This window comes from Streptomyces sp. SAI-127 (assembly GCF_029894425.1).
Classification (GTDB): Bacteria; Actinomycetota; Actinomycetes; order Streptomycetales; family Streptomycetaceae; genus Streptomyces.
In genome coordinates this window covers 305,036-323,767 of sequence record NZ_JARXYJ010000001.1, presented here as the reverse complement: position 1 = coordinate 323,767, position 18,732 = coordinate 305,036, and the positions used below count along the sequence as shown (strand labels likewise).

Genomic DNA, 18,732 nt, shown 5'->3' with positions numbered 1-18,732 from the left:
ATGAGTGGAGGCCGCGGGTGTCGACGACCAGGTGGCGCTTGCGGCCGTTGATTCCCCTTGCCCGCGTCGTAGCCGTGTGGCCTTCGAGACGGTCGACGGACTGGACGAACTTCGTCAAGCCCGACTGGACGGGCTACATCAGCAGCTGGTGCGAAGCGACAGTCAGCGGTACGCGGAGGACGATAGCGAGCACACCGTCGTCCTGGAGCGCTACAACACCGTCCTCGATGAGTTGTTCGCCGGCGCGGACGTGTATGTGATCACACCGCTCTGGACGACCGAAGCCGAGGTTCCCTCATCGCAAGCCGTCACCGAGTATTGGCGGAGCCTGCTGGTGGAGGACGATCCCGACCCTGAGTTCCGCACGTACTGCCATCTCTTCGCCGCCCGCAGGCCCTGGCGGCGCGGCTGCATCGACGAGCTGCTCCGAGACATCGCCGACGACAAGGTGGCGGGCGTCCTCATCACCGACACCCGCATGCAGCGCATCCACCACCCCTACGACGGTGGCGCCGACGTCTTCCTCGCCACGCCCGACGAACGGGACCGGATGCGCGATCGGCATGCCGACTGGCTTTCCCGTCACCCCTCGGGTCTCTGACCGGCTCGGATCACCGCTCCACTCAGAATGGTCTTCACCGCAAGTACCGGATCGAGAGGCTCGACGAGTGCCTTGGTGGCGACGGCCACGAGGCGCGCGGGCGCACTACCGTCGAGCAGCGCGCTCACGTACTCGATGGCCTGCGCGGGCGAGAACATCGGCAGCCTCTGGCGCAGTGTCCGCACAGCCTGCATGCGTCCGCGCGCAGCGGCGACTCCGCAGAGCGCCTCGTGTAGGTCGTCTACCGCGGTGCGCACCGGCAGCCCACGTATCCGGGCCCGATAGTCGCTCTCCCACTCGCCAGTATGTGCGGAGACGACGCCGATCCGGTGCAGTCCCCCGTCGACGCGGTCGACCAGGTACGGCCCATTGCCGACCAGCATGTGCCCCTGGTCCCGAGTGCGTACGAACTCCTCGGACTGCCAGTAGACGATCCACACCAGTTCGTGCTCCTCGACATGGACCACAGCCATCCGCATCGCGTCCGCACTCACAGCCCGCCACTGCTGATACTCACGCTCCAGCTGTTCTTCGACAGCCCGAACGGCGGCTTCTCGCTCGATCACGCGTGCAGCATCCCGTACCGGCCCTTCTGCCGACCAGCGAATTCCCACGGCCCAGCGCGGCGTGCGAGGGGCTGATGGACCCTGCTCCGGAATACGGCGGCTGCGGAACGAGTCCTCTGCGCCAGTACGCTCAAGCGGCCTCCTTACGAGGCGCGCGGCGTCGGGTCAGGCGGGTGCGGAGGCCGAGCCGTCCGCCGGTGACGACCAGGGCGATGATCAGGACGAGACCGGTGAACAGGCTGGGGGCCCACTGGGCGGAGGTGGCGAGGCCGAGGCCTACCGTCCCGGTGCCCAGCAGGAGGATTGCTATGACCGTGCCCCAGGAGTTGAAGCGGCCGGCGCGCAGCTGGGTGGCGCCGACGAAGGCGGCGGCGTACGAGGACAGCAGATAGGGCGTGCCGGCTTCTGGCGAGCCCGAGCCGATCTGCGAGGCGAAGACGACGCCCGCGCATCCGGCGATGGCAGAGGAGGCGACGAGGGTGAGGAAGCGAAGGCGGTCGGTGGGCACGCCCTGCAGACGTGCCGCGTCCGAGTTGAAGCCTGTCGCGTACAGGCGGCGCCCGGTCGCGGTGTGCTCCAGGACGAACCACAGCGCGATCGCCACCACCAGGAGGTAGAGGACGGGGATGGTGAAGCCGCCCGCGCTCTTCTGCCCGATGCTCGCGAAGGGTTCACGCAGGAGTTTGACGCCGGTGATCGACGTGCCGTCGGTGAACATCGTGATGAACGCCTGGATGAGCGACCCGGTCGCCAGTGTCGCGATGAACGAGTCGACCCGCAGTGTCACCACGACGATTCCGTTGATCACACCGATCACCAGGGCGGTGCCCATGGCGAGGGCGATCGCGCCCCCGGCGCCGATGTCAGTGGAAATGATCACCTTGGCGGTGATGACTCCGGTCAGCGACATCGTGTAGGCGATGGACAGGTCGAAGACGCGCGCGGCCAGCGGCGGCACCACGCTCAACGCGACCAGGCCGGTCACCGCGTTGCTGTTGAGCACCTGCTGGAAGGTCTGCCAGGTGGGAAACGTGTCGGGCGCCCAGAATGAGAACACGACGATGATCACGATCCACACGTAGACCGCGCCGATGTTCGTGAAGGACAGTCCCGTAAGGGCACGGCGTCCCAGCGGGGGGCGAGTCGGCGGCGCGGCGGGTGGCGCCTCGGTCGGCTCGCCGAGGGACGGGCCGGTGCCGGTGGGGTCGGCGGCGGTGGTGCTCATGCTTCGGTTCCTTCCATGGCATGGACGAGCGTCGGCTCGGTGATGGCGTCGCCGGCGATCTCCCGTACGACCTGGCCGTCGCGCAGTACGAGGACCCGGGTGCACAAGGCGAGCAGGTCGCCCACGTCCGACGAGGAGACGATGACGCCGAGCCCTTGGGCCGCCTGCTCCTTGATCAGGTCGTAGAGCTGGAGCCGGGTGGCGATGTCGACACCGGCGGTCGGCTCGCACAGCACCAGCACCTCGGGTTCGAGGGCCAGGCAGCGGGCCATGACGACCTTCTGCTGGTTGCCGCCGCTGAGTGTGGTGATCGGGGCGTCGCGGCCGGCGGTACGGATCCCGACCCGGTCCACCCAGTCGTCGACGACTGCGGCCTCGTGCCGGCCGTCGAGGAAGCGCCGTCCCGTACGGAACCGGGACAGCAGCGGCAGCGTGAGGTTCTCGGCGACGCTGAAAGCGGCGATCACACCGTGGGCGGCCCGGTCGCCGGGCACCAGGGGGATGCCGAGGCGGGCGGCGCGGGAGGCGTCGGACCACTCCGGCGACCGGGCGGGACAGCGCAACTGCCCTTGGACGTCACCGGGCCAGGCGCCGGTCACGACGTAGGGCAGTACGTCGTGACCGGAACCGGCGAGCCCGGCGATACCGAGCAGTTCACCCCGGGCCAGGGAGAAGTCGAGCCCCCGGAGCGGACCGCCGGTCAACTCCCGGGCTTCAAGCGCGGATTCGCCGGACCGTGAAGTCGACGGGACCTTCGGGCGCTGGGCGGAACGCTCCGTCGCCTCGCCCGACATGAGGGAGGCGAGGCTCTGCGGGGTCAGCCCCTGTACGGGCCGGGTGGCGATGCGCCGGCCGCCCCGGATGACGGTCACCCGGTCCGCCACCTGGAAGATCTCGTCGAGGCGGTGCGACACGTACAGCACGCTCGCCCCGCCCCGGCGTACCTCCCGCACGATGTCCAGGAGCTTGCCGACCTCGCCCGGCGGGAGGACGGCGGTCGGTTCGTCCAGCACCAGCAGGCCCTGGTCGGCCTCCCAGCCCTGGAGCGCGGCGGCGATGGCCACCACCGTGCGTTGCACGGGCGTGGCGTCCACCAGGGGGCGGCGTACGTCGATGTCCAGGCCGAACCGGTGGACGAGTTCCACGGTGCGCTGCTCCTGCTCGCGCCAGCGGATGTTGCCGAGGCGGCTGCGGGCGAAGCCCCGGCTGAGCGCCAGGTTGTCCATCGCGCTCAACTCGCCCACCAGGCCGAGCTCCTGGTGGACGAAGCGCAGCCGGTCGTGGTCCGAGCCGAGGTCGAAGGGCTCGCCGTCCAGGCGGGCGTCGGCTCCCGCGTCGGCCTGGTGGTAGCCGGCGAGGATTTTGATGAGGGTGGACTTGCCGGAGCCGTTGGGGCCGACCAGGGCGTGGATCTCGCCTTGCGCGATGTCCAGGTCGACGTCGCTCAGTGCCTGGGTCCCGCCGAAACGCTTGGACAGTCCGGTGATGCTCAGCACCGGGCTTGTCGTCACTGTGTCCGTCATCCCGGTCACGACCCGCCCTGTACGGCCAGGTCCTCGACGGCGGTGGTCGGGTTCGTGCGACCTGTCATGAGGTCGGCGAGCCGTTCCGCGGCGGCGATGGTCGGCAGGTTGGTGTTGGCCCGCGGCACCTCGGGGAAGACCGAGGCGTCGGCGACCCACAGCCCTTCGACGCCGAGCACGCGGCCGGTCGGGTCGACCACCGTGCGCGGGTCGTCGGGCGCGCCCATGCGGCAGGTGCCGCAGATGTGGCCGGTGTCGCCGATCGTCTCCAGCAGCCACTGGTCGATGGCGGTGTCGTCCGTGAGCGCGTTGGTGCCGGTGCCGGCGAGGTCGACGGCGATGTGCTCGAAGGCGGTGTCGAACGAACCGGAGCGGAGCAGTTCCAGGCAGCGGTGGACGCCATCCCGCATCCGTGTCAGGTCCCCGGGGTCGTTCAGGAGGTTCTGTTCGATGACGGGGTGGACGTCCGGGTCGGGTGAGTCCAGGCGCAGGGTGCCGCGGGAGAACTCCTGGTTGGCCCACAGACAGAGCAGCCCGGGACCGCCCGAGGCGTGGCCGCCGCCCGCACCGCCCCAGGTGCCGCGGGCTCCGTCGGCCACCAGGTGCGAGTCGTTCATGTCGGGCAGGGCGAGGGTCTGGTTGATCGACACGATCATCATGTCGTTCTCGCTCGCGCCCGCGAGACCGGACGAGTAGCGCAGACAGCAGTTGGTCTGCCGTTCGTCCAGGCCGGGCCGTGCCTCGGGGCGCTGGTGGAGCCAGAACAGCGCCAGCGGGTGCTCCTGCATGCCCTCTCCGACCGGCAGCGACGCCACCGGGCCGCCCGGTCCGATGCCGGAACGCAGCAGGATCGAGGGGGAGTTCACGGCCCCGGCGCAGAGCACGACCCGCGCGGCGCGGACCTGCGTCCAGGTGCCTAGTACGCGCACTCGCACACCGACCGCGCGACCGCCCTCGACGATCACCTGGTCGACCGTCGCGTCACCCACGATCCGCAGGTTCGGCCGCTGCCGGGCGGGCTCCAGGTAGCCGTCGTTGGCGGTGACCCGGGCGCCGTCGCGGGAGTTGATGCCGTAGGGCGAGACGCCGGTGCCGGTGGGCCCGTTGTGGTCGTCGCACCACGGGTGGCCGATACCCAGCGCGGCTTCGGCGAGGGCATGGTCGGCGGGGCCCCACGCCTCGCGCCCGAGCCTCTGTACCGGGATCGGGCCGTCGGCGCCGTGGTGGGGCCGGTCGCCGAAGTCCGTGTCGCTCTCCATGCGCCGCAGGTACGGCAGCATCTCCTCGTAGGACCAGCCGGGACAGCCGTAGGACGCCCAGCGGTCGTAGTCGTCGGGCAGCGCGCGGATGGCGATCATTCCGTTGACCGACGACGAGCCGCCCAGGCCCCGGCCGCGTACGTGCGGGCGGCGCTCCTGGGCGCTGCTGCGCCGCGACTCCAGACCGGGCCACTGGAACGGTGCGCACGCCGTCTCGTCCAGCGCCCGCCAGCCGTTCATGCTGCGCATCTCGGGCGGGGCCTCGGCGGAACGCCAGTCCGGTCCGGCCTCCAGGAGCACGACCTCCTGGGTGGGGTCCTCGCTCAGCCGGGCGGCCAGCACGCTTCCCGCGCTGCCACCGCCGACGACGACCCAGTCGGCCTCGATCACCTTGCCCATCACGCGCCCACCTCCACTCGCGGGCTCTCGGCGACGGTCAGGTCCTTCTCCAGTGGGCGGGAACGTATGAGATTGAGCAGCTGTGTGGACATGAGGTGACTCCCATGTGCGCCTCGTCGCGCGATCGGGTGGTGAGCCAAGCTGAAGTAGCTTCAGTACTGCGAAGCGTCTGTGCTGCGAAGGATCAGTGATGTGGGGGAGGGCCGTGGCGGGGACGTCGGGAAACGGACGTCAGCTCTTGCCCCACAGCTTCTTGAACTGGGCCTGGTAGTCCTCGACGAGCGGGAACTGCGTCTTCGTCGAGATCAGGTTGTCCTTGTCGATGAGCATGAACGGCAGCTGGGCGTCCTGTGTCACCTGCATCGACTGGCCGGTGAAGTGCCGTGCCAGCCCGTCGGCCTGCGCCCACGCGTTCTCGATGTTGTTGAACGCGACGGCGGCCTGTGTCTGACCCGATTCGATGTACTGGTAGTTCGTGGACTCGCCGACGTTGACGATCGTGTGGACCTTGTTCTGCAGTCCGGCGGCCCGCAGTGCGGCCGGCACGCCCACGTTGAGCAGGGCGAGCGAGAAGACGATGTGGGTGACCTTGGGGTGCGCGCGGACGTAGGAGACCACGCGGTCCGGCATGTCCTTGCCGATGGCGCTGATCGGAACGTCGACCTTGTCGTACCCGCAGCCCGCGCACCACTTCTCGTAGTCGCTGCGGAAGGCGTCGGCGACCGGCTTGAGGATGCCGAAGGTCGGCATGTCGAAGTAGACGGTGTCGGCGTCGCCCTTGCTGTCGGAGGTCACCCAGGACGCCATGATCTTGCCCTCGATGTCCACGACGTCGGGCCCGTCGATGAGCATGCTGATGCCGTCGCCCGCGGTGTCGTCCGTGGAGGACTCGACGACGGGGATGTTCATGCCCTTGAGCTGCTTCAGCTGCTTGGCGAACACGCTGCGTGGGAAGCCGGAGGCGATGACCGCGTCGGGCTTGTCGCGCACCGCTTGCGTCCAGGCGGCCTGGACCGACTGTGGGGTGCCCTGGGTGGGGATCTTGTTGACACTCCAGCCGAGCACCTTGGCGGCCTCGGTGAAGTAGTTCGCCAGGTCCTGGCAGGACTGCACGCCGCACAGGATGAAGTCGATCTTCTTGCCCGTCGGGATCGGCTTGCCCACCGGCTGCGTGATGCCGATGCTCGTCGGGCGCTTGGAGTACTGGGCGAGGACTTGCTCGGCCGCCTTGACGCCGGCGGGGTTGCCGCCGGCCGCCTTGGCCGAGGTCCCGGCGTCGGCGTTGCCGCCGCACGCCGCCAGGGCGAGGAGCGCGGCGGTGGTGAACAGGGCCGTTGTGGCGCGGGTGCGGCCCTTGGAGCTGGTTCTGCGACGACTCATGGCACTTCTCCTGTCGACCGGGCTACGGCTCACGCCGTGCCTCCATGCCGTGCAACCTGAGTTCAGTTCAGGTGAATGTAAGCGCGCGGGGTCCGGCAGGCAACAGTCGTGCACACGATTGATCGAGTCTCGTCAACCAGCAACGTCAGTCGCGTCAGCCGGCGTCGGTCGGCGGAGAGGCGAGAGCACGTGTCAGTCGGGCAGCAGAACCGCCCGGCCTCGCACCCGCCCCCGGCGCAGCCGGTCGAACGCCTCGGGTGCCGCGGACAGCGGGAACTGCTCCGTCTCGACGTGGAGTGAGCCCGCGCGTGCCAGGGCGATGACCTCGGCGAGTTCGGGACGGGTGCCCCAGAACGGCAGGGAGAGCCGGAAACCCGCGGGAAGGAAGCCCGGCTTGCGTACCGTCAGCCGGCCGCCGCCGCTGCCGACCACCGCCAGTTCCCCGCCGGGGCGCAGCAGTTGGACGGCGAGGGCGAACGTCGCCTCGTTGCCGACGAAGTCGAGTACGGCGTCGACTCCCACACCGCCGGTCTCCGCCCTGAGCACCTTGGCCGTGTCCGCCCCCATCGGGACGCCGAGATGCGCGCCGGAGCGCAGGGCGAGGTCCACCGCCTCCTCCCGGATGTCGACGGCCAGTACCCGGCTCGGGGTGGTCGCACGCACCATCTGGACGGCCAGGTGCCCGAGCCCGCCGACACCGATGACCAGGGCGGCGGTGCCCTCGCCGAGCGCGTGCCGCACTCCGGCGAGGGCGTGATACGACGTGAGGCCCGCATCGGAGAGCGGCGCCGCCTGCGTGGCGGGCAGGTCACCGATCGGCACCAGGTGGCGGGCGGAGGGGACGAGGAGGTACTCGGTCATCCCGCCGTCCCGGCCGAGCCCGACCCCGTGCCAGCCGAGGTCGCCCCGGCGGTCGCAATAGTTGTCCCGGCCTGCGGCGCAGCGGGTGCAGTTCCCGCAGCCCCACGGCCCGTAGACCACCACGCGCTCACCCGCCGCCGTCCCTTCGGCCTCAGGGCCGAGGGCCGCCACATGGCCGGCGACCTCGTGGCCGAGGGTGAACGGCGGCCGGTAGGGGAGTGCTCCCTCGGCCGCGTCGATGACATGGACGTCGGACTGGCACAGCCCTGCGGCTTCTACCCGCACCAGCACCTCGGTTCCACGCGGGACCGGCCGCTCCAGCTCGGCGAGCGCCGGTTCCCGTCCCCATTCAGTAAGCCGCACCGCTTGCATGCACACCGTCCCGGGTCTTGTCAGTTGACCGGCCGAGACGATAACAGAGATGAAGTCAGTTCAGTAACGATTAGGCGGCGGCGAAACGCGGCCGACAGGGAGTGCGCGATGGGCGGGAACGAGCGAGGGACCCGGTTCGAGGGCAGCGTCGTACTGGTGACGGGAGCCGCCTCCGGGATGGGGGCGGCGGTCGCCAGGCAGATGGCCGCCGAGGGGGCGCGCGCCGTGGTCGCCGCGGACGTGAACGGCGAGGGAGTCGAGGCCGTCGCCAAGGAGCTGACGGCCGGCCGTGCGGTGTCGCTCGACGTGGCGGACGCCGCCGCGGTCGACGCGGTCGTCGAGGACGTACTGCGCGAACACGGACGGCTGGACGTGGTGGTGCACGCCGCGGGCGTCGACGACCCGCAGGCCAAGCAGCTCATCGCGGACGCCCTCGTCGAGGGGCGGCCCATCGAGGTGACCGATCGGCTCGACGACGCGTCCTGGCGGCGCGTCACGCGCATCAACCTGGACGGCACCTTCCACGTGCTGCGGGCCGCGGTACGGGCGATGCGGCCGGTGAGGGCGGGTGCGATCGTCGTCATCGGCTCCTCCTCGGCCTTCGACACCCCGGTCGGATATCCCCACTACGCGGCCTCCAAGGCGGGAGTGCACGCCTTGAGCCAGGCGGTGGCCAAGGAGGTCATCGCGTCCGGGATCCGGGTGAACGTGGTCGCGCCGGGCCCGACGGAGACCGGGATGGCGGCGCGCACGCCCGAGATCCTGCGCAGCGGTTTCGCCGACCCCCGGGTGCGCCCCTACGCGACGCCCGAGGAGATCGCCGACATCGCCCTGTTCCTCGCGAGCGAGGCCTCGGCGAACCTGGTCGGCGCGGTGCTGCTGGCCAACGGCGGCCGCTTCACGGCCTGATCCGATGGGTCGGCCAGGCCGGGGGCGCAGGTCCCGGCCGTCCATGGTCGAAAGCGCTCGAACCAACCCGTGCACGGGTATTGCCCCTCCCCGGTGCGTTGCTTACGGTTCATGAATTGAGTTCAGTTTGTAATGCGCGCGGGCAGCGCTGAGTGTGCCGGGCGCGCGGGTGCGGATGTGAGGACTGCGAGGAGAGGTCGACGTGGATCAGTTCCTGCTCATCCTGGTGAGCGGACTTGCCAGCGGCGCGGTGTACGGCCTGATGGGCCTCGGGCTGGTGATCATTTATCGGGCGACCGACGTGGTCAACTTCGCCCTCGCCAGCCTGGCGACCCTCGGGCTGTACGCGGCACTGGCGCTGAACGAACGCGGTCTGCCCCTGCTGCTGGCCGCCGTGGCCGCGATCGTCACGACCGCCGCGGTCGGCCTGGTGGCCCGGGAGGCGGTGATCAGGCCGCTCGCGCAGGGAGAACTCCTCTCGGCGCTCGTCATGACCATGGGCGTCTCGCTCATCGCGGAGAGCGCCATCAGCACGATCTGGGACGACCAGCCACGGCTCTTCCCGAGCCTGGTGGAGGGCTCGGTCTCCCTGGGGAGCGCCGCGATACCGGCACAGAGTCTGCTGACCATCGCTGTGGCCGCCGTCGCGATGGCTCTGGTGGCGTATCTCTTCGGACGCACGAGCATCGGCACCGCGATGCGCGCCGTCGCGGAATCCGCCGACACCGCGCGGATCCTCGGCCTCGGTTCGCAGCGCATCGCCCGGATCGCCTGGGCGCTCGGGCTCGGCCTCGCGGCGCTCGCCGCCTTCCTGTACGCGCCCCGGGCCGGACTCGTGCCGGCCGTGCTCAGCGCACCGCTGTTCCGCGCCTTCGCCGGGATCTTCCTCGGCGGTCTGACCAGCATGTACGGGGCCGTCATCGGCGGACTGACGGTCGGCGTCCTGGACAACCTGGCAGCAGGTTACGTCTCGGCCGGCTACCGCGACACGTTCGTCTTCTCGTTCACCATCCTCGTGCTGCTGATCCGCCCGCAGGGGCTGTTCGGGGTACGCACCTTCCAGCGGGTCTGAGGGAGCGGTACATGTCCTTCGTCAGTCGTTCCGGCAACTCCCTCGTCAGCCGTTCCACCCTCTCGCTCGTCAGCCGCTCCACCGCCGCCAAGGCGGCGCTCGGACCGCTCGCCGCGGCCGTGCTCCTCGTCGTACTGAACACCGGGGCCATCCCGCCCTACCAGGCGTATTCCGTGGGCCTCGCGGCCGTCTACACGATCCTCGTCCTCTCGGTGAACCTGCTCGCCGGGTGGGCCGGCATCTGGTCGATCGCCCATCCCGCGTTCTTCGCCCTGGGCGCCTACTTCGCGGCGTACGGCAGCACGCACGGCTGGTCACTGGAGCTCGTGCTGCTCGGCGCGACCGTGTGCGCCGCGGCCCTCGGGGCGTTCCTGGGGGCCGCTGGGGCCCGCTTTTCGATGCTGTACGTCGCGCTGCTCACGCTCGCGTTCACCATGGTGTCGCTGGAGGTCATGGGCCAGTGGACCGGCGTGACCGGTGGCGACCAGGGCATTCCGATGGAGCAACTGGACAGTGCCCTGGGTCTCGGCACCCTGGCCAGCGCCGGCACCCAGGCGCAGTACCTCGCGGTGGGTGCGGCCGGGATCGCGCTCGCGCTGGCCGCGGTGGCCCGGCCCAGCGCCCTGCGGATGCGGCAGGTCGCCGCCAAGTCCCATCCGATGGCCGCCCGCTCGATCGGCATCGCACCCGAGGCCCAGTCGGCGCTGGCCTTCGCGGTCAGTGCCGTGTTCGCCGCACTGGCGGGCGTGCTGCTCGCCCTGGTCGTCGGATTCGTCAGCCCCGACCCCTTCTCCCTGGCCCTGGCGATCGCACTCATCTCCGCGTGCGTACTCGGCGGCGCGGGCACGCTGCTGGGCGCGGTCGTCGGCGGCGCGTACCTGACCTGGGCCCCTACGGTGGCCGAAAGCGCGGGAGTGGCACAGCCGATCCTTCAGGGGGTCGTCCTCATCGCCGCGTTGCTGTTCCTGCCGGGCGGAGTGGTGCTCTTCCTCGGACGGACGGCACGCCGGCTGCTGCGACGACCGTCCGCGCGCCCCGCGACACCGGTGGAACCGTCAGAGGAGTCCCCGCAGCGCGTGCCGGCACCGGCGCCAACCGCGGACGAAGTGCTGCGACTTGAGGACATCGCGGTCACCTTCGGCGGGCTCAAAGCGCTCGAGGGTGCCTCCCTGTCCGTGCGGGCCGGCGAGACCCTCGCCGTCATCGGGCCCAACGGCGCCGGAAAGACGACCCTGTTGAACGTCCTGTCCGGACTCGTCGGAGGCGGACGCGTGGCGGGCAGCGCCCACTACGCGGGCAAGCCCCTGCTGAAGAGCCGTGCCACCGCCCGCCGGCGGCTCGGCATCGGGCGAACCTTCCAACACGCCGAGACGTTCCCGGAGCTCACCGTCCTGGAGAACGTGCTCTGCACCCGCCGCCGTATCACCGCACACGACCGGGACAGGGCCACCGAGCTCCTGGAGCGCTTCGGTCTCGCGCACGTCGCGGACCGCTACCCGGCCGAGCTGCCGTTCGGCCTCCACAAGCGGCTCGACCTCGCCCGGGCGCTCGCCGAGGAACCCGGACTGCTCATCCTGGACGAGCCGTTCGGCGGCCTCGACGCCACCGAACGCACACTGCTGACACGGCAGATCGTGCGGCAACAGGAACACGGCACAGCCGTCGTGATCATCGACCACGTCCTCGACGACCTGTTCGCCGTCGCCCACCGGGTGGTCGCCTTCGACTTCGGCCGGCCGATCGGTGAGGGCGGCCCCGGCGAGATCCTGGACGACCCCCGCGTGCGCTCCTCCTACCTCGGCGAGGGCGGCACACGGGACGAACTCCCCGCCCGCGACGGCACCAAAAGCCCCGCCGTGCACCTCGACGCAGTGGACCACGCCTACGGCGGGGTCACCGCGCTGCGCGAGGTCGGCCTCACCGTCCCCCGGGGCAGCGTGCTCGGAGTCGTCGGCGCCAACGGCGCGGGCAAAAGCACCCTGGGCAGGATCCTGCACGGGACCCTCCCGCCCACCCGGGGCCGCCGAAACGCCGGAGGCGACCTGCGCACCGCGCTGGTGCCCGAGGGACGCGCCCTGTTCAAGACACTGTCCCTGCGCGAGAACCTGGAGGTCGCCGCCTACGCCGCCGGCATCCGCGGAGCCGAGCTGCGAGCGCGGCTCGCGGAGACCACGCAGTGGCTGCCACCACGACTGCGCGAACGTATGGGAATCCCCGCCGCCGGCCTCTCCGGAGGCGAGCAGCAGGTCCTGGCGATCGCCCGCGCCCTGATGGCGCGGCCGGACCTGCTGATCGTCGACGAACCGGCGCTCGGACTGTCCCCCGCGATGGCCGACGAGGTGTACGCCCGTATCGGCCGCCTTGCCCGCGAGGGCATGACGATCGTCCTGCTGGAGCAGTCCCTCGGCCGCGCCGCGTCCGCCTGCCACGAGGTGGTCGTGCTGCACGAGGGCGGCATCGCGGTCCGTGGCGAACCCGCCGACCCGAGCTTCCTCGCCCGCGCCGAACAGGCCTACTTCGACGGGGAGGACGATGCCGCCGTACCGGTCCGACAGCGCTGAGACAGCCCGGATCCCGTAGCGAGATTTCCCTTTGGCCCCTGAGGAGAGTGGCGTGCGCACGGAAGACGTGGATCTGCTGATCATCGGCGCGGGAATGGCGGGGCTGACCGCCGGCGCCCGCGCCGTCCGAAGCGGCCTGTCCGTCATGATCGTCGAGATCGGCGCGGACGTCGGCGGCTCGGCACGCTTCGCCGGGTACGCGTGGACCGCCCCGAGTCACGAGGTCATGGACCGGCACAATCCGCGCGGAGGCCGAGAGTTGAAGCGCGCTTTGGTGGACCGGTTCGCGGACGGCATCTCCTGGATCCGCTCCGTCGGCGTGGCGGCCAAGAACGCACAACGCGTTCTCAGCTTCGGCCGTGGGCACCAGTTCGACACCCACCACTACGTCGACACCTGCCGACGGCTGATCGTCGAAGGCGGCGGCGAACTGCTGCTGGAGACCGACACCGAACGGCTGGTGGTCGAGCGGGGAGCCGTGGTCGGAGCGGACCTGAGAGCGGCCGACGGCACGCGGAGCCATGTGCGCGCCCGCACCACACTCGTCGCGACCGGCGGGTTCCAGGGCGACCCCGCCCTCCGCACCGCGCACGTGCACCCCCACGCCGACCGGATGCAGCTCCGTTCCAACCCGCACAGCCGCGGCGGCGGTTACCGTCTGGCAACCCAGGCCGGCGCGGCGACCGGTCACGACGACGCCGGCTTCTACGGCCACCTCATTCCCAGCGGCATCCCGTTCGCCGACCCTGCCGACTTCGTCGACATGTCGCTCTACTACAGCGAGCACGCCCTGCTCCTCAATCTGCGGGGCGAGCGGTTCGCCGACGAGACGCTGGGCGACCACCTCACGGCCATGGCGCTGCTCGACCAGCCCGAAAGCCGCGGTCTGCTGATCGCCGACGCCCGCGTCTTCCGCGACTGGATCGTCGGCTCGTACGTCGAAGGTGCCGTCGCCGTCGACAAGTTCGCCCTCGCGAGCAAGCGGGGAGGCCGTACCGGGCTCGCCGAAGACCTCGATGAACTGGCCTACCTGCCCGAGGAATGGGGCTACCACGGCGAGACCGTCCGCAACGCCGTCAAGCTGTTCAACGAGCAGGCCTCGGCAGGATCGGCACCCTCGCCCGGCCGGGAGCTGGACAGCCTGCCGCTGGACGAACCGCCGTACTACGTCATCGAGACGGAGCCCGCGATCACCTTCCCGTTCCACGGCGTGCGCATCGACGACCAGGCCCGCGTGCTCGGCGAGGACGGCCGGCCGATCCCGGGCCTGCTCGCCGCCGGATCGGACACCGGCGGCCTGTGGCACCGCGCGTACGCGGGCGGCCTCGCCGCGGCCCTCGTCTTCGGCCTCACGGCCGCGGACACCGCCACTGAACCAACTCAACGTCCTTGACCACGCCGGTCGACGACCTCACCACCCTCGCAGGAGTCCAAGATGACAACGATCGATCACAAAGCCTTCTTCATCGACGGGGCGTGGAGAGCGGCCTCGGGCACGGACCGCTTCGACGTGATCTCCCCGAGGTCGGAGCTGCGCATCGGGAGCGTCCCGGCCGCCTCCAAGGAGGACATCGACGCCGCGGTCGGCGCCGCCCGGCGCGCGTTCGACGAAGGGGAGTGGCCCCGGCTCACCCCCGCGGAGCGAGCGGGCTATCTCTCGCGTCTGGCCGACGGGATCGAGAGGCGGCAGACCGAGCTCGCCGAGCTGATCACCGAAGAACTCGGCTGCACGCTGTTCCTGTCGCAGGTCTACCAGGCCGTGGCGCCCGTCATGAGCTTCAACTACGCCGCCGAGATCGGCCGAAGCCTGCAGACCGCCGAGGTGCGCATCAGCGACCTCTCCTCGCTCGCTGGCAAGTCGGCGGGAGGCAGCATCATCCCCATGGCGGGTGCCAGCCTTGTCGTCAAGGAACCCGTCGGCGTGGTCGCCAGCTTCCCGGCGTACAACTTCGCGCTCCCGGCGATCGGTCAGAAGGCCGGGCCGGCGATGGTCGCGGGATGCACCGTCATCGTCAAGGTCACCGAGCCCAACCCGCTGGCCATCTTCGTCATCGGCGAGATCTGTGAGGAGATCGGCCTGCCGCCCGGTGTCCTGAACATCGTCGCGGCGCGCGCCCCGGAGTCCGAGTACCTGGTGCGCCACCCCGGTGTGGACATGGTCAGTTTCACCGGCTCGGCCGAGGTCGGCGCCAAGATCGCGGCGGCCTGCGGAGAACTCGTCCGACCGTGCGTGCTGGAGCTCGGCGGCAAGTCCGCGGCCATCGTCCTCGAGGACGCGAAGCTGGAAGACGTACTGCCCACCCTCGTCGGGGCCACCGCCGGCACCAACGCGGGCCAGAGCTGCGTCGCCCTGTCGCGCCTGCTGGTCCCCGAGTCCCAGTACCGCGCCTACGCGGAGGCCCTGGCCGATGGCTTCGCCTCGCTCAAGGTCGGCGACCCCATGGAAGCCGACACCGTGGTCGGACCGCTGGTCACCTCCCGACAGCGGCAACGCGTCGAGTACTACGTGGATGTGGCACGCAAGGAGGGCGCGACGATCGCCTACGGTGGCCACCGCCCGTCGCACCTGGAGCGCGGCTGGTACTACGAGCCGACACTCGTCACCGACGCCCACAACGACATGAGGGTCTCCAGGGAGGAGATCTTCGGACCCGTCGCCTCACTCATCCCGCACCGCGGTGAGGACGACGCCATCCGCATCGCCAACGACAGTGACCTGGGGCTGGCGGGCTCCGTGTTCACGGCGGACGCGGCACACGGCTTCGAGGTCGCCCGGCGCGTGCGCACCGGCACGTTCTCGGTCAACACGTTCGCGGCCGACCTGGGTTCGCCGTTCGGCGGGTTCAAGAAGTCGGGGATCGGACGCGAGCACGGTCCCTACGCCGTGGAGGAGTACCTGCAGACGAAGACGATCTCGATCGACCCGAGCCAGCAACTTCCGGAGTCGGTCACCAGGAACGTTCCCCACGGAACCGGACCCGGGACGCGCGGCTCCGCCGGCTGACCTCAGCCCCCGTCAGTCGCCCACTCCCTCTCCGCCACCCGAGCACGATGGAGACCCCATGCACCAACGTCACCCCGACATCGACCCCCAGCTGCTGTCCGAGACCGAGGAACAGCGGGAACTGCGCACGGTTCTACGGGACTTCTTCACCGAGGAGAGCGGCCCGGAGGCCGTCCGCAGGCACCTGGCCACGCCGCGCGGCCACGACGAGAAGCTGTGGGCGCGGCTCGCGGGTGAGATCGGGGTGCATGGGCTGGCGATTCCCGAGGAGTTCGGCGGGTCCGGTTTCACCTTCGCCGAACTGGCCGTGGCTCTGGAGGAGTCAGGGCGTGCGCTGTACTGCGCGCCACTGCTCCCCACCGTGGTCCTCGCCGCGCACGCCCTGCTGAACAGTGCGGACCAACAGGCGTGCGCGCGCTATCTGCCGCGGATCGCGGCCGGCACGCTCACCGCGACGGTGGCCGGGTTCGAGGAGGCCGAGCCCGGCGTCGGCGTCGTCGCCGAGCGGAGCGGGCCGGCGTGGGTGCTGCGCGGGGCGGCCGACTTCGTCCTGGACGGAGCCGGCGCGGATCTGATCGTGGTCCGGGCCCAAACCGCCGAGGGCGCCCGGCTGTTCGCCTGCGAGCCGGCCGACGACACCTGCCCGCGGACACCTCGCCGTGTCCTGGACGAGACGCGCCGCCAGGCGCTGGTGGAGTTCCGTGGCGCACCGGCCACACCCGTGGGCGAGTCGGGTGAGGTGACGGCGGCACTCGACGCCGGGCGGGCCGCGCTCGCCGCCGAGCAGGTCGGCGGCAGCGGCCACGCGCTGGACGCCACCGTCGAATTCGTCGCCCAGCGGCAGCAGTTCGGGCGCCCCATCGGCTCCTTCCAGGCGGTCAAGCACCGCCTCGCCGACGTGCTGGTAGCCCTGGAGGCAGCACGCTCGGCATCCGCGTACGCGACCGCCTGCGTGGCCCTCGCGTCACCGCAACTGCCGGTGGCCGCGAGCGCCGCGGCCGCGGTCTGCTCCGAGACCTACCGCCTGGCCACGGCCGAATACGTCCAGCTGCACGGCGGGATCGGCTTCACGTGGGAGCACTCGGCACACCTGTACGTGCGCCGGGCACGGAGCAGCGAGGTGCTGTTCGGCACCTCGGACCAGCACCGCACCCGGCTTGCCGAACTCGTCGGCCTCACCACGCGACCCGCAGCCTGAATGGGCACGGACATGACACCCGGCACCGACGTCACCCTCGCCACGCCCTTCACCCTCGGTGATCTCACCCTCCGCAACCGCCTGGTCGCCACCGCTCACGCCATCGCCGCCGTCGCCGACGGCGCCCCCACCGACACCGACCATGCCTACTGGCGGCGACTGGCGAGGGGCGGCGCCGGGATGGTGATCACCGGGGGCACCGCCGTGGCCCCCGAGTCGACCCTGCCGCAGCGCTACCTGACCGAGGCATGGCGCCCCGAGATCAAGGACGCCGTACGCCGCCGCGCCGGGGCCATCACCGAAGGCGGCGCCGTCGCGATCGCGCAGCTCGTCCACCTCGGCCGCGAGACCCTCGGCGCGGGCACCTACTACGCCCCGGTCTCCGCTGCCGCCGTCCGTTCCCCTCGTGAGGCGACCGCGCCGCACCCGCTGAGCGCGGAGGAGGTACGCCGAGTCGTCGACGCCTTCCGCGTCTCGGCGGCGAACAGTGTGCAGGCCGGCTTTCACGGAGTCGAACTGCACGCCGGCCACGGCTACCTGCTCGCCCAGTTCCTCTCCCGCGTCAACAACACCCGCGACGACGAGTACGGCGACCGTATCGCCCTGCTCGCCCAGGTGATCGACGCCATCCGCACCGAGATCGGCCGACTCCCCATCGGCGTACGGCTATCGGTGGAACCCGGAGACAACTCCGGGCTCGGCCTGGACGACCTGACCGAGCTCCTTCCGCGCCTGTACGAGGCATCGCCCTTCGCCTACGCCAACGTCACCACCGGCGTCCGCAACACCTACGTCCCCGGCATGGCCACCACCCGCCCACCCCTGCTGGAGTCGGTGGCCCGGCTGCGTACGGCGATCGCGGTGCCGTTGCTGATCAGCCAGGGGTTCCGGTCGGTGGCCGACATCGAGCGGGCGCTGGACTCGGGGGCCGATCTGGTGGGCATGGCACGGCCCTTCATGGCGGACCCGGACTTCGCCCGCAAGGTGATCGCTGGGGACGAGCGGTCCGTACGCCCCTGCACGGGCTGCAACGAGGGCTGCCGGACCTTCGAGCCCACCGGGTCCTGCTCGGTGAACCCCGAGCTCGCCCCGCCGGGAGCCACGTCCCGCCCGGCCGTACCGCTGTTGCTGACCCGGCGCGCATCCGGCGCCGGACCTGTCGCCGTCATCGGCGCGGGCCCCGCGGGCATGGAGTGCGCCATGGCTCTCGGCCGTACCGGCGTCGAGGTCGTCGTCTTCGACCGTGCCCGGGAGGCCGGCGGTCAGGCGCGTCTCGCTGCCCTGGCCGCGCACCGCTCGGGCTGGCAGAAGCTCGTCGCATACCAGCGCGACCAGCTCGCCGACCTCGGTGTGCGCGTGCGGCTCGGTGCGTCCGTGACCTCCGCCGAACTGGCCGAGTACGCCCAGCTCGTGCTCGCCACCGGCGCCGAGGAGACGGTCGTCCCCGTGCCGGGGGAGCTGCCCACGCTCACCAGCACGGACTTCCTCGACCAGTACGCCGACCTCGTGCCGCGCGCGCCCAGGGTGGCCGTCCTGGACGACGGCTTCGGCTGGTGGCAGGGCATCAGCGCCGTGGAGAGCGCGCTGGCGGCGGGTGCTCGCGAGGTCACGGTCGTCACCCCCGGCACCGGGTTCGCGACCGGCCTGTCACCGGAGAACCGCACCCAGCTGATGACCCGCCTCACCGGCGCGCCGCTCCGCATCGCCGCGATGAACACCGTGACGGCCACGACGGCCGGCGAACTGCGCCTGCGCAACGTCATGGACGGCCACGAGACGCTCCTCGCCGCCGACCTCCTGGT

General features: G+C 70.9%; 13 protein-coding genes and 1 pseudogene. 8 read left to right on the top strand and 6 right to left on the bottom strand.

The features are described from left to right. Nucleotides 1-4 precede the first annotated feature (4 nt). Nucleotides 5-601 carry a hypothetical protein gene (locus M2157_RS01655; RefSeq protein ID WP_280864141.1) on the top strand — a complete coding sequence of 199 codons (597 nt, stop codon included), beginning with the start codon at nucleotides 5-7 and terminating at the stop codon, nucleotides 599-601. Here the strand turns inward: M2157_RS01655 and M2157_RS01650 are convergent. The 6 genes from M2157_RS01650 to M2157_RS01625 all read right to left on the bottom strand — a co-directional run bounded on the left by M2157_RS01650 (nucleotide 583) and on the right by M2157_RS01625 (nucleotide 8,186). After that, nucleotides 583-1,167 (bottom strand): YrhB domain-containing protein, encoded by a 585-nt coding sequence (locus tag M2157_RS01650; protein WP_280859983.1) that lies wholly within the window; start codon nucleotides 1,165-1,167, stop codon nucleotides 583-585. The two genes, M2157_RS01655 and M2157_RS01650, sit on opposite strands and share 19 nt — an antisense overlap. A 130-nt stretch (nucleotides 1,168-1,297) precedes the next feature. Then, the gene (locus M2157_RS01645) at nucleotides 1,298-2,392 is read right to left on the bottom strand and encodes an ABC transporter permease (RefSeq protein WP_280859982.1); all 1,095 of its coding nucleotides are present in this window, start codon (nucleotides 2,390-2,392) and stop codon (nucleotides 1,298-1,300) included. Further along, a complete protein-coding gene (locus tag M2157_RS01640) occupies nucleotides 2,389-3,915 on the bottom strand; it encodes a sugar ABC transporter ATP-binding protein (protein WP_280864140.1) in 1,527 nt (508 codons plus the stop codon). Before M2157_RS01640 ends, M2157_RS01645 begins: the two co-directional genes overlap by 4 nt. Before the next feature lie 5 nt (nucleotides 3,916-3,920). Further along, a complete protein-coding gene (locus M2157_RS01635) occupies nucleotides 3,921-5,573 on the bottom strand; it encodes a GMC family oxidoreductase N-terminal domain-containing protein (RefSeq protein WP_280864139.1) in 1,653 nt (550 codons plus the stop codon). Nucleotides 5,574-5,804: 231 nt separating this feature from the next. Further along, nucleotides 5,805-6,953 (bottom strand): substrate-binding domain-containing protein, encoded by a 1,149-nt coding sequence (locus tag M2157_RS01630; protein ID WP_280859979.1) that lies wholly within the window; start codon nucleotides 6,951-6,953, stop codon nucleotides 5,805-5,807. Between the two features lie 192 nt (nucleotides 6,954-7,145). Continuing rightward, nucleotides 7,146-8,186 (bottom strand): NAD(P)-dependent alcohol dehydrogenase, encoded by a 1,041-nt coding sequence (locus tag M2157_RS01625; protein WP_280864138.1) that lies wholly within the window; start codon nucleotides 8,184-8,186, stop codon nucleotides 7,146-7,148. 108 nt (nucleotides 8,187-8,294) lie between these two features. Here M2157_RS01625 and M2157_RS01620 point away from each other — a divergent pair, with 108 nt between their 5' ends. From M2157_RS01620 to M2157_RS01590, 7 genes and pseudogenes are all read left to right on the top strand, one after another. Beyond that, complete coding sequence (locus M2157_RS01620; RefSeq protein WP_280864137.1) at nucleotides 8,295-9,095, top strand: SDR family NAD(P)-dependent oxidoreductase; 801 nt, start codon at nucleotides 8,295-8,297, stop codon at nucleotides 9,093-9,095. A 202-nt stretch (nucleotides 9,096-9,297) separates the two neighbouring features. Continuing rightward, on the top strand, nucleotides 9,298-10,167 hold the full coding sequence (locus M2157_RS01615; RefSeq protein WP_280864136.1) for a branched-chain amino acid ABC transporter permease: 870 nt from the start codon (nucleotides 9,298-9,300) through the stop codon (nucleotides 10,165-10,167). A gap of 11 nt (nucleotides 10,168-10,178) precedes the next feature. Next, entirely contained in the window at nucleotides 10,179-12,728 is a 2,550-nt protein-coding gene (locus M2157_RS01610; RefSeq protein ID WP_280864135.1) for an ATP-binding cassette domain-containing protein, read from the top strand. 52 nt (nucleotides 12,729-12,780) lie between these two features. Then, on the top strand, nucleotides 12,781-14,121 hold the full coding sequence (locus M2157_RS01605) for an FAD-binding protein (protein ID WP_280864134.1): 1,341 nt from the start codon (nucleotides 12,781-12,783) through the stop codon (nucleotides 14,119-14,121). Between the two features lie 42 nt (nucleotides 14,122-14,163). Next, the gene (locus M2157_RS01600) at nucleotides 14,164-15,732 is read left to right on the top strand and encodes an aldehyde dehydrogenase (protein WP_280859970.1); all 1,569 of its coding nucleotides are present in this window, start codon (nucleotides 14,164-14,166) and stop codon (nucleotides 15,730-15,732) included. Nucleotides 15,733-15,790: 58 nt separating this feature from the next. Next, on the top strand, nucleotides 15,791-16,930 hold the full coding sequence (locus M2157_RS01595) for an acyl-CoA dehydrogenase family protein (RefSeq protein WP_280864133.1): 1,140 nt from the start codon (nucleotides 15,791-15,793) through the stop codon (nucleotides 16,928-16,930). After that, nucleotides 16,931-18,727: pseudogene (locus M2157_RS01590) on the top strand (FAD-dependent oxidoreductase); the annotation flags it as partial. Nucleotides 18,728-18,732 lie beyond the last annotated feature (5 nt).

What these genes read in the sequence shown, in the direction of transcription:
- M2157_RS01595 (WP_280864133.1), top strand. Translation starts at nt 15,791, where the DNA reads ATGCACCAACGTCACCCCGACATCGACCCCCAGCTGCTGTCCGAGACC.
- M2157_RS01635 (WP_280864139.1), bottom strand. Translation starts at nt 5,573, where the DNA reads ATGGGCAAGGTGATCGAGGCCGACTGGGTCGTCGTCGGCGGTGGCAGC.
- M2157_RS01620 (WP_280864137.1), top strand. Translation starts at nt 8,295, where the DNA reads ATGGGCGGGAACGAGCGAGGGACCCGGTTCGAGGGCAGCGTCGTACTG.
- M2157_RS01640 (WP_280864140.1), bottom strand. Translation starts at nt 3,915, where the DNA reads ATGACGGACACAGTGACGACAAGCCCGGTGCTGAGCATCACCGGACTG.
- M2157_RS01625 (WP_280864138.1), bottom strand. Translation starts at nt 8,186, where the DNA reads ATGCAAGCGGTGCGGCTTACTGAATGGGGACGGGAACCGGCGCTCGCC.
- M2157_RS01610 (WP_280864135.1), top strand. Translation starts at nt 10,179, where the DNA reads ATGTCCTTCGTCAGTCGTTCCGGCAACTCCCTCGTCAGCCGTTCCACC.
- M2157_RS01630 (WP_280859979.1), bottom strand. Translation starts at nt 6,953, where the DNA reads ATGAGTCGTCGCAGAACCAGCTCCAAGGGCCGCACCCGCGCCACAACG.
- M2157_RS01645 (WP_280859982.1), bottom strand. Translation starts at nt 2,392, where the DNA reads ATGAGCACCACCGCCGCCGACCCCACCGGCACCGGCCCGTCCCTCGGC.
- M2157_RS01600 (WP_280859970.1), top strand. Translation starts at nt 14,164, where the DNA reads ATGACAACGATCGATCACAAAGCCTTCTTCATCGACGGGGCGTGGAGA.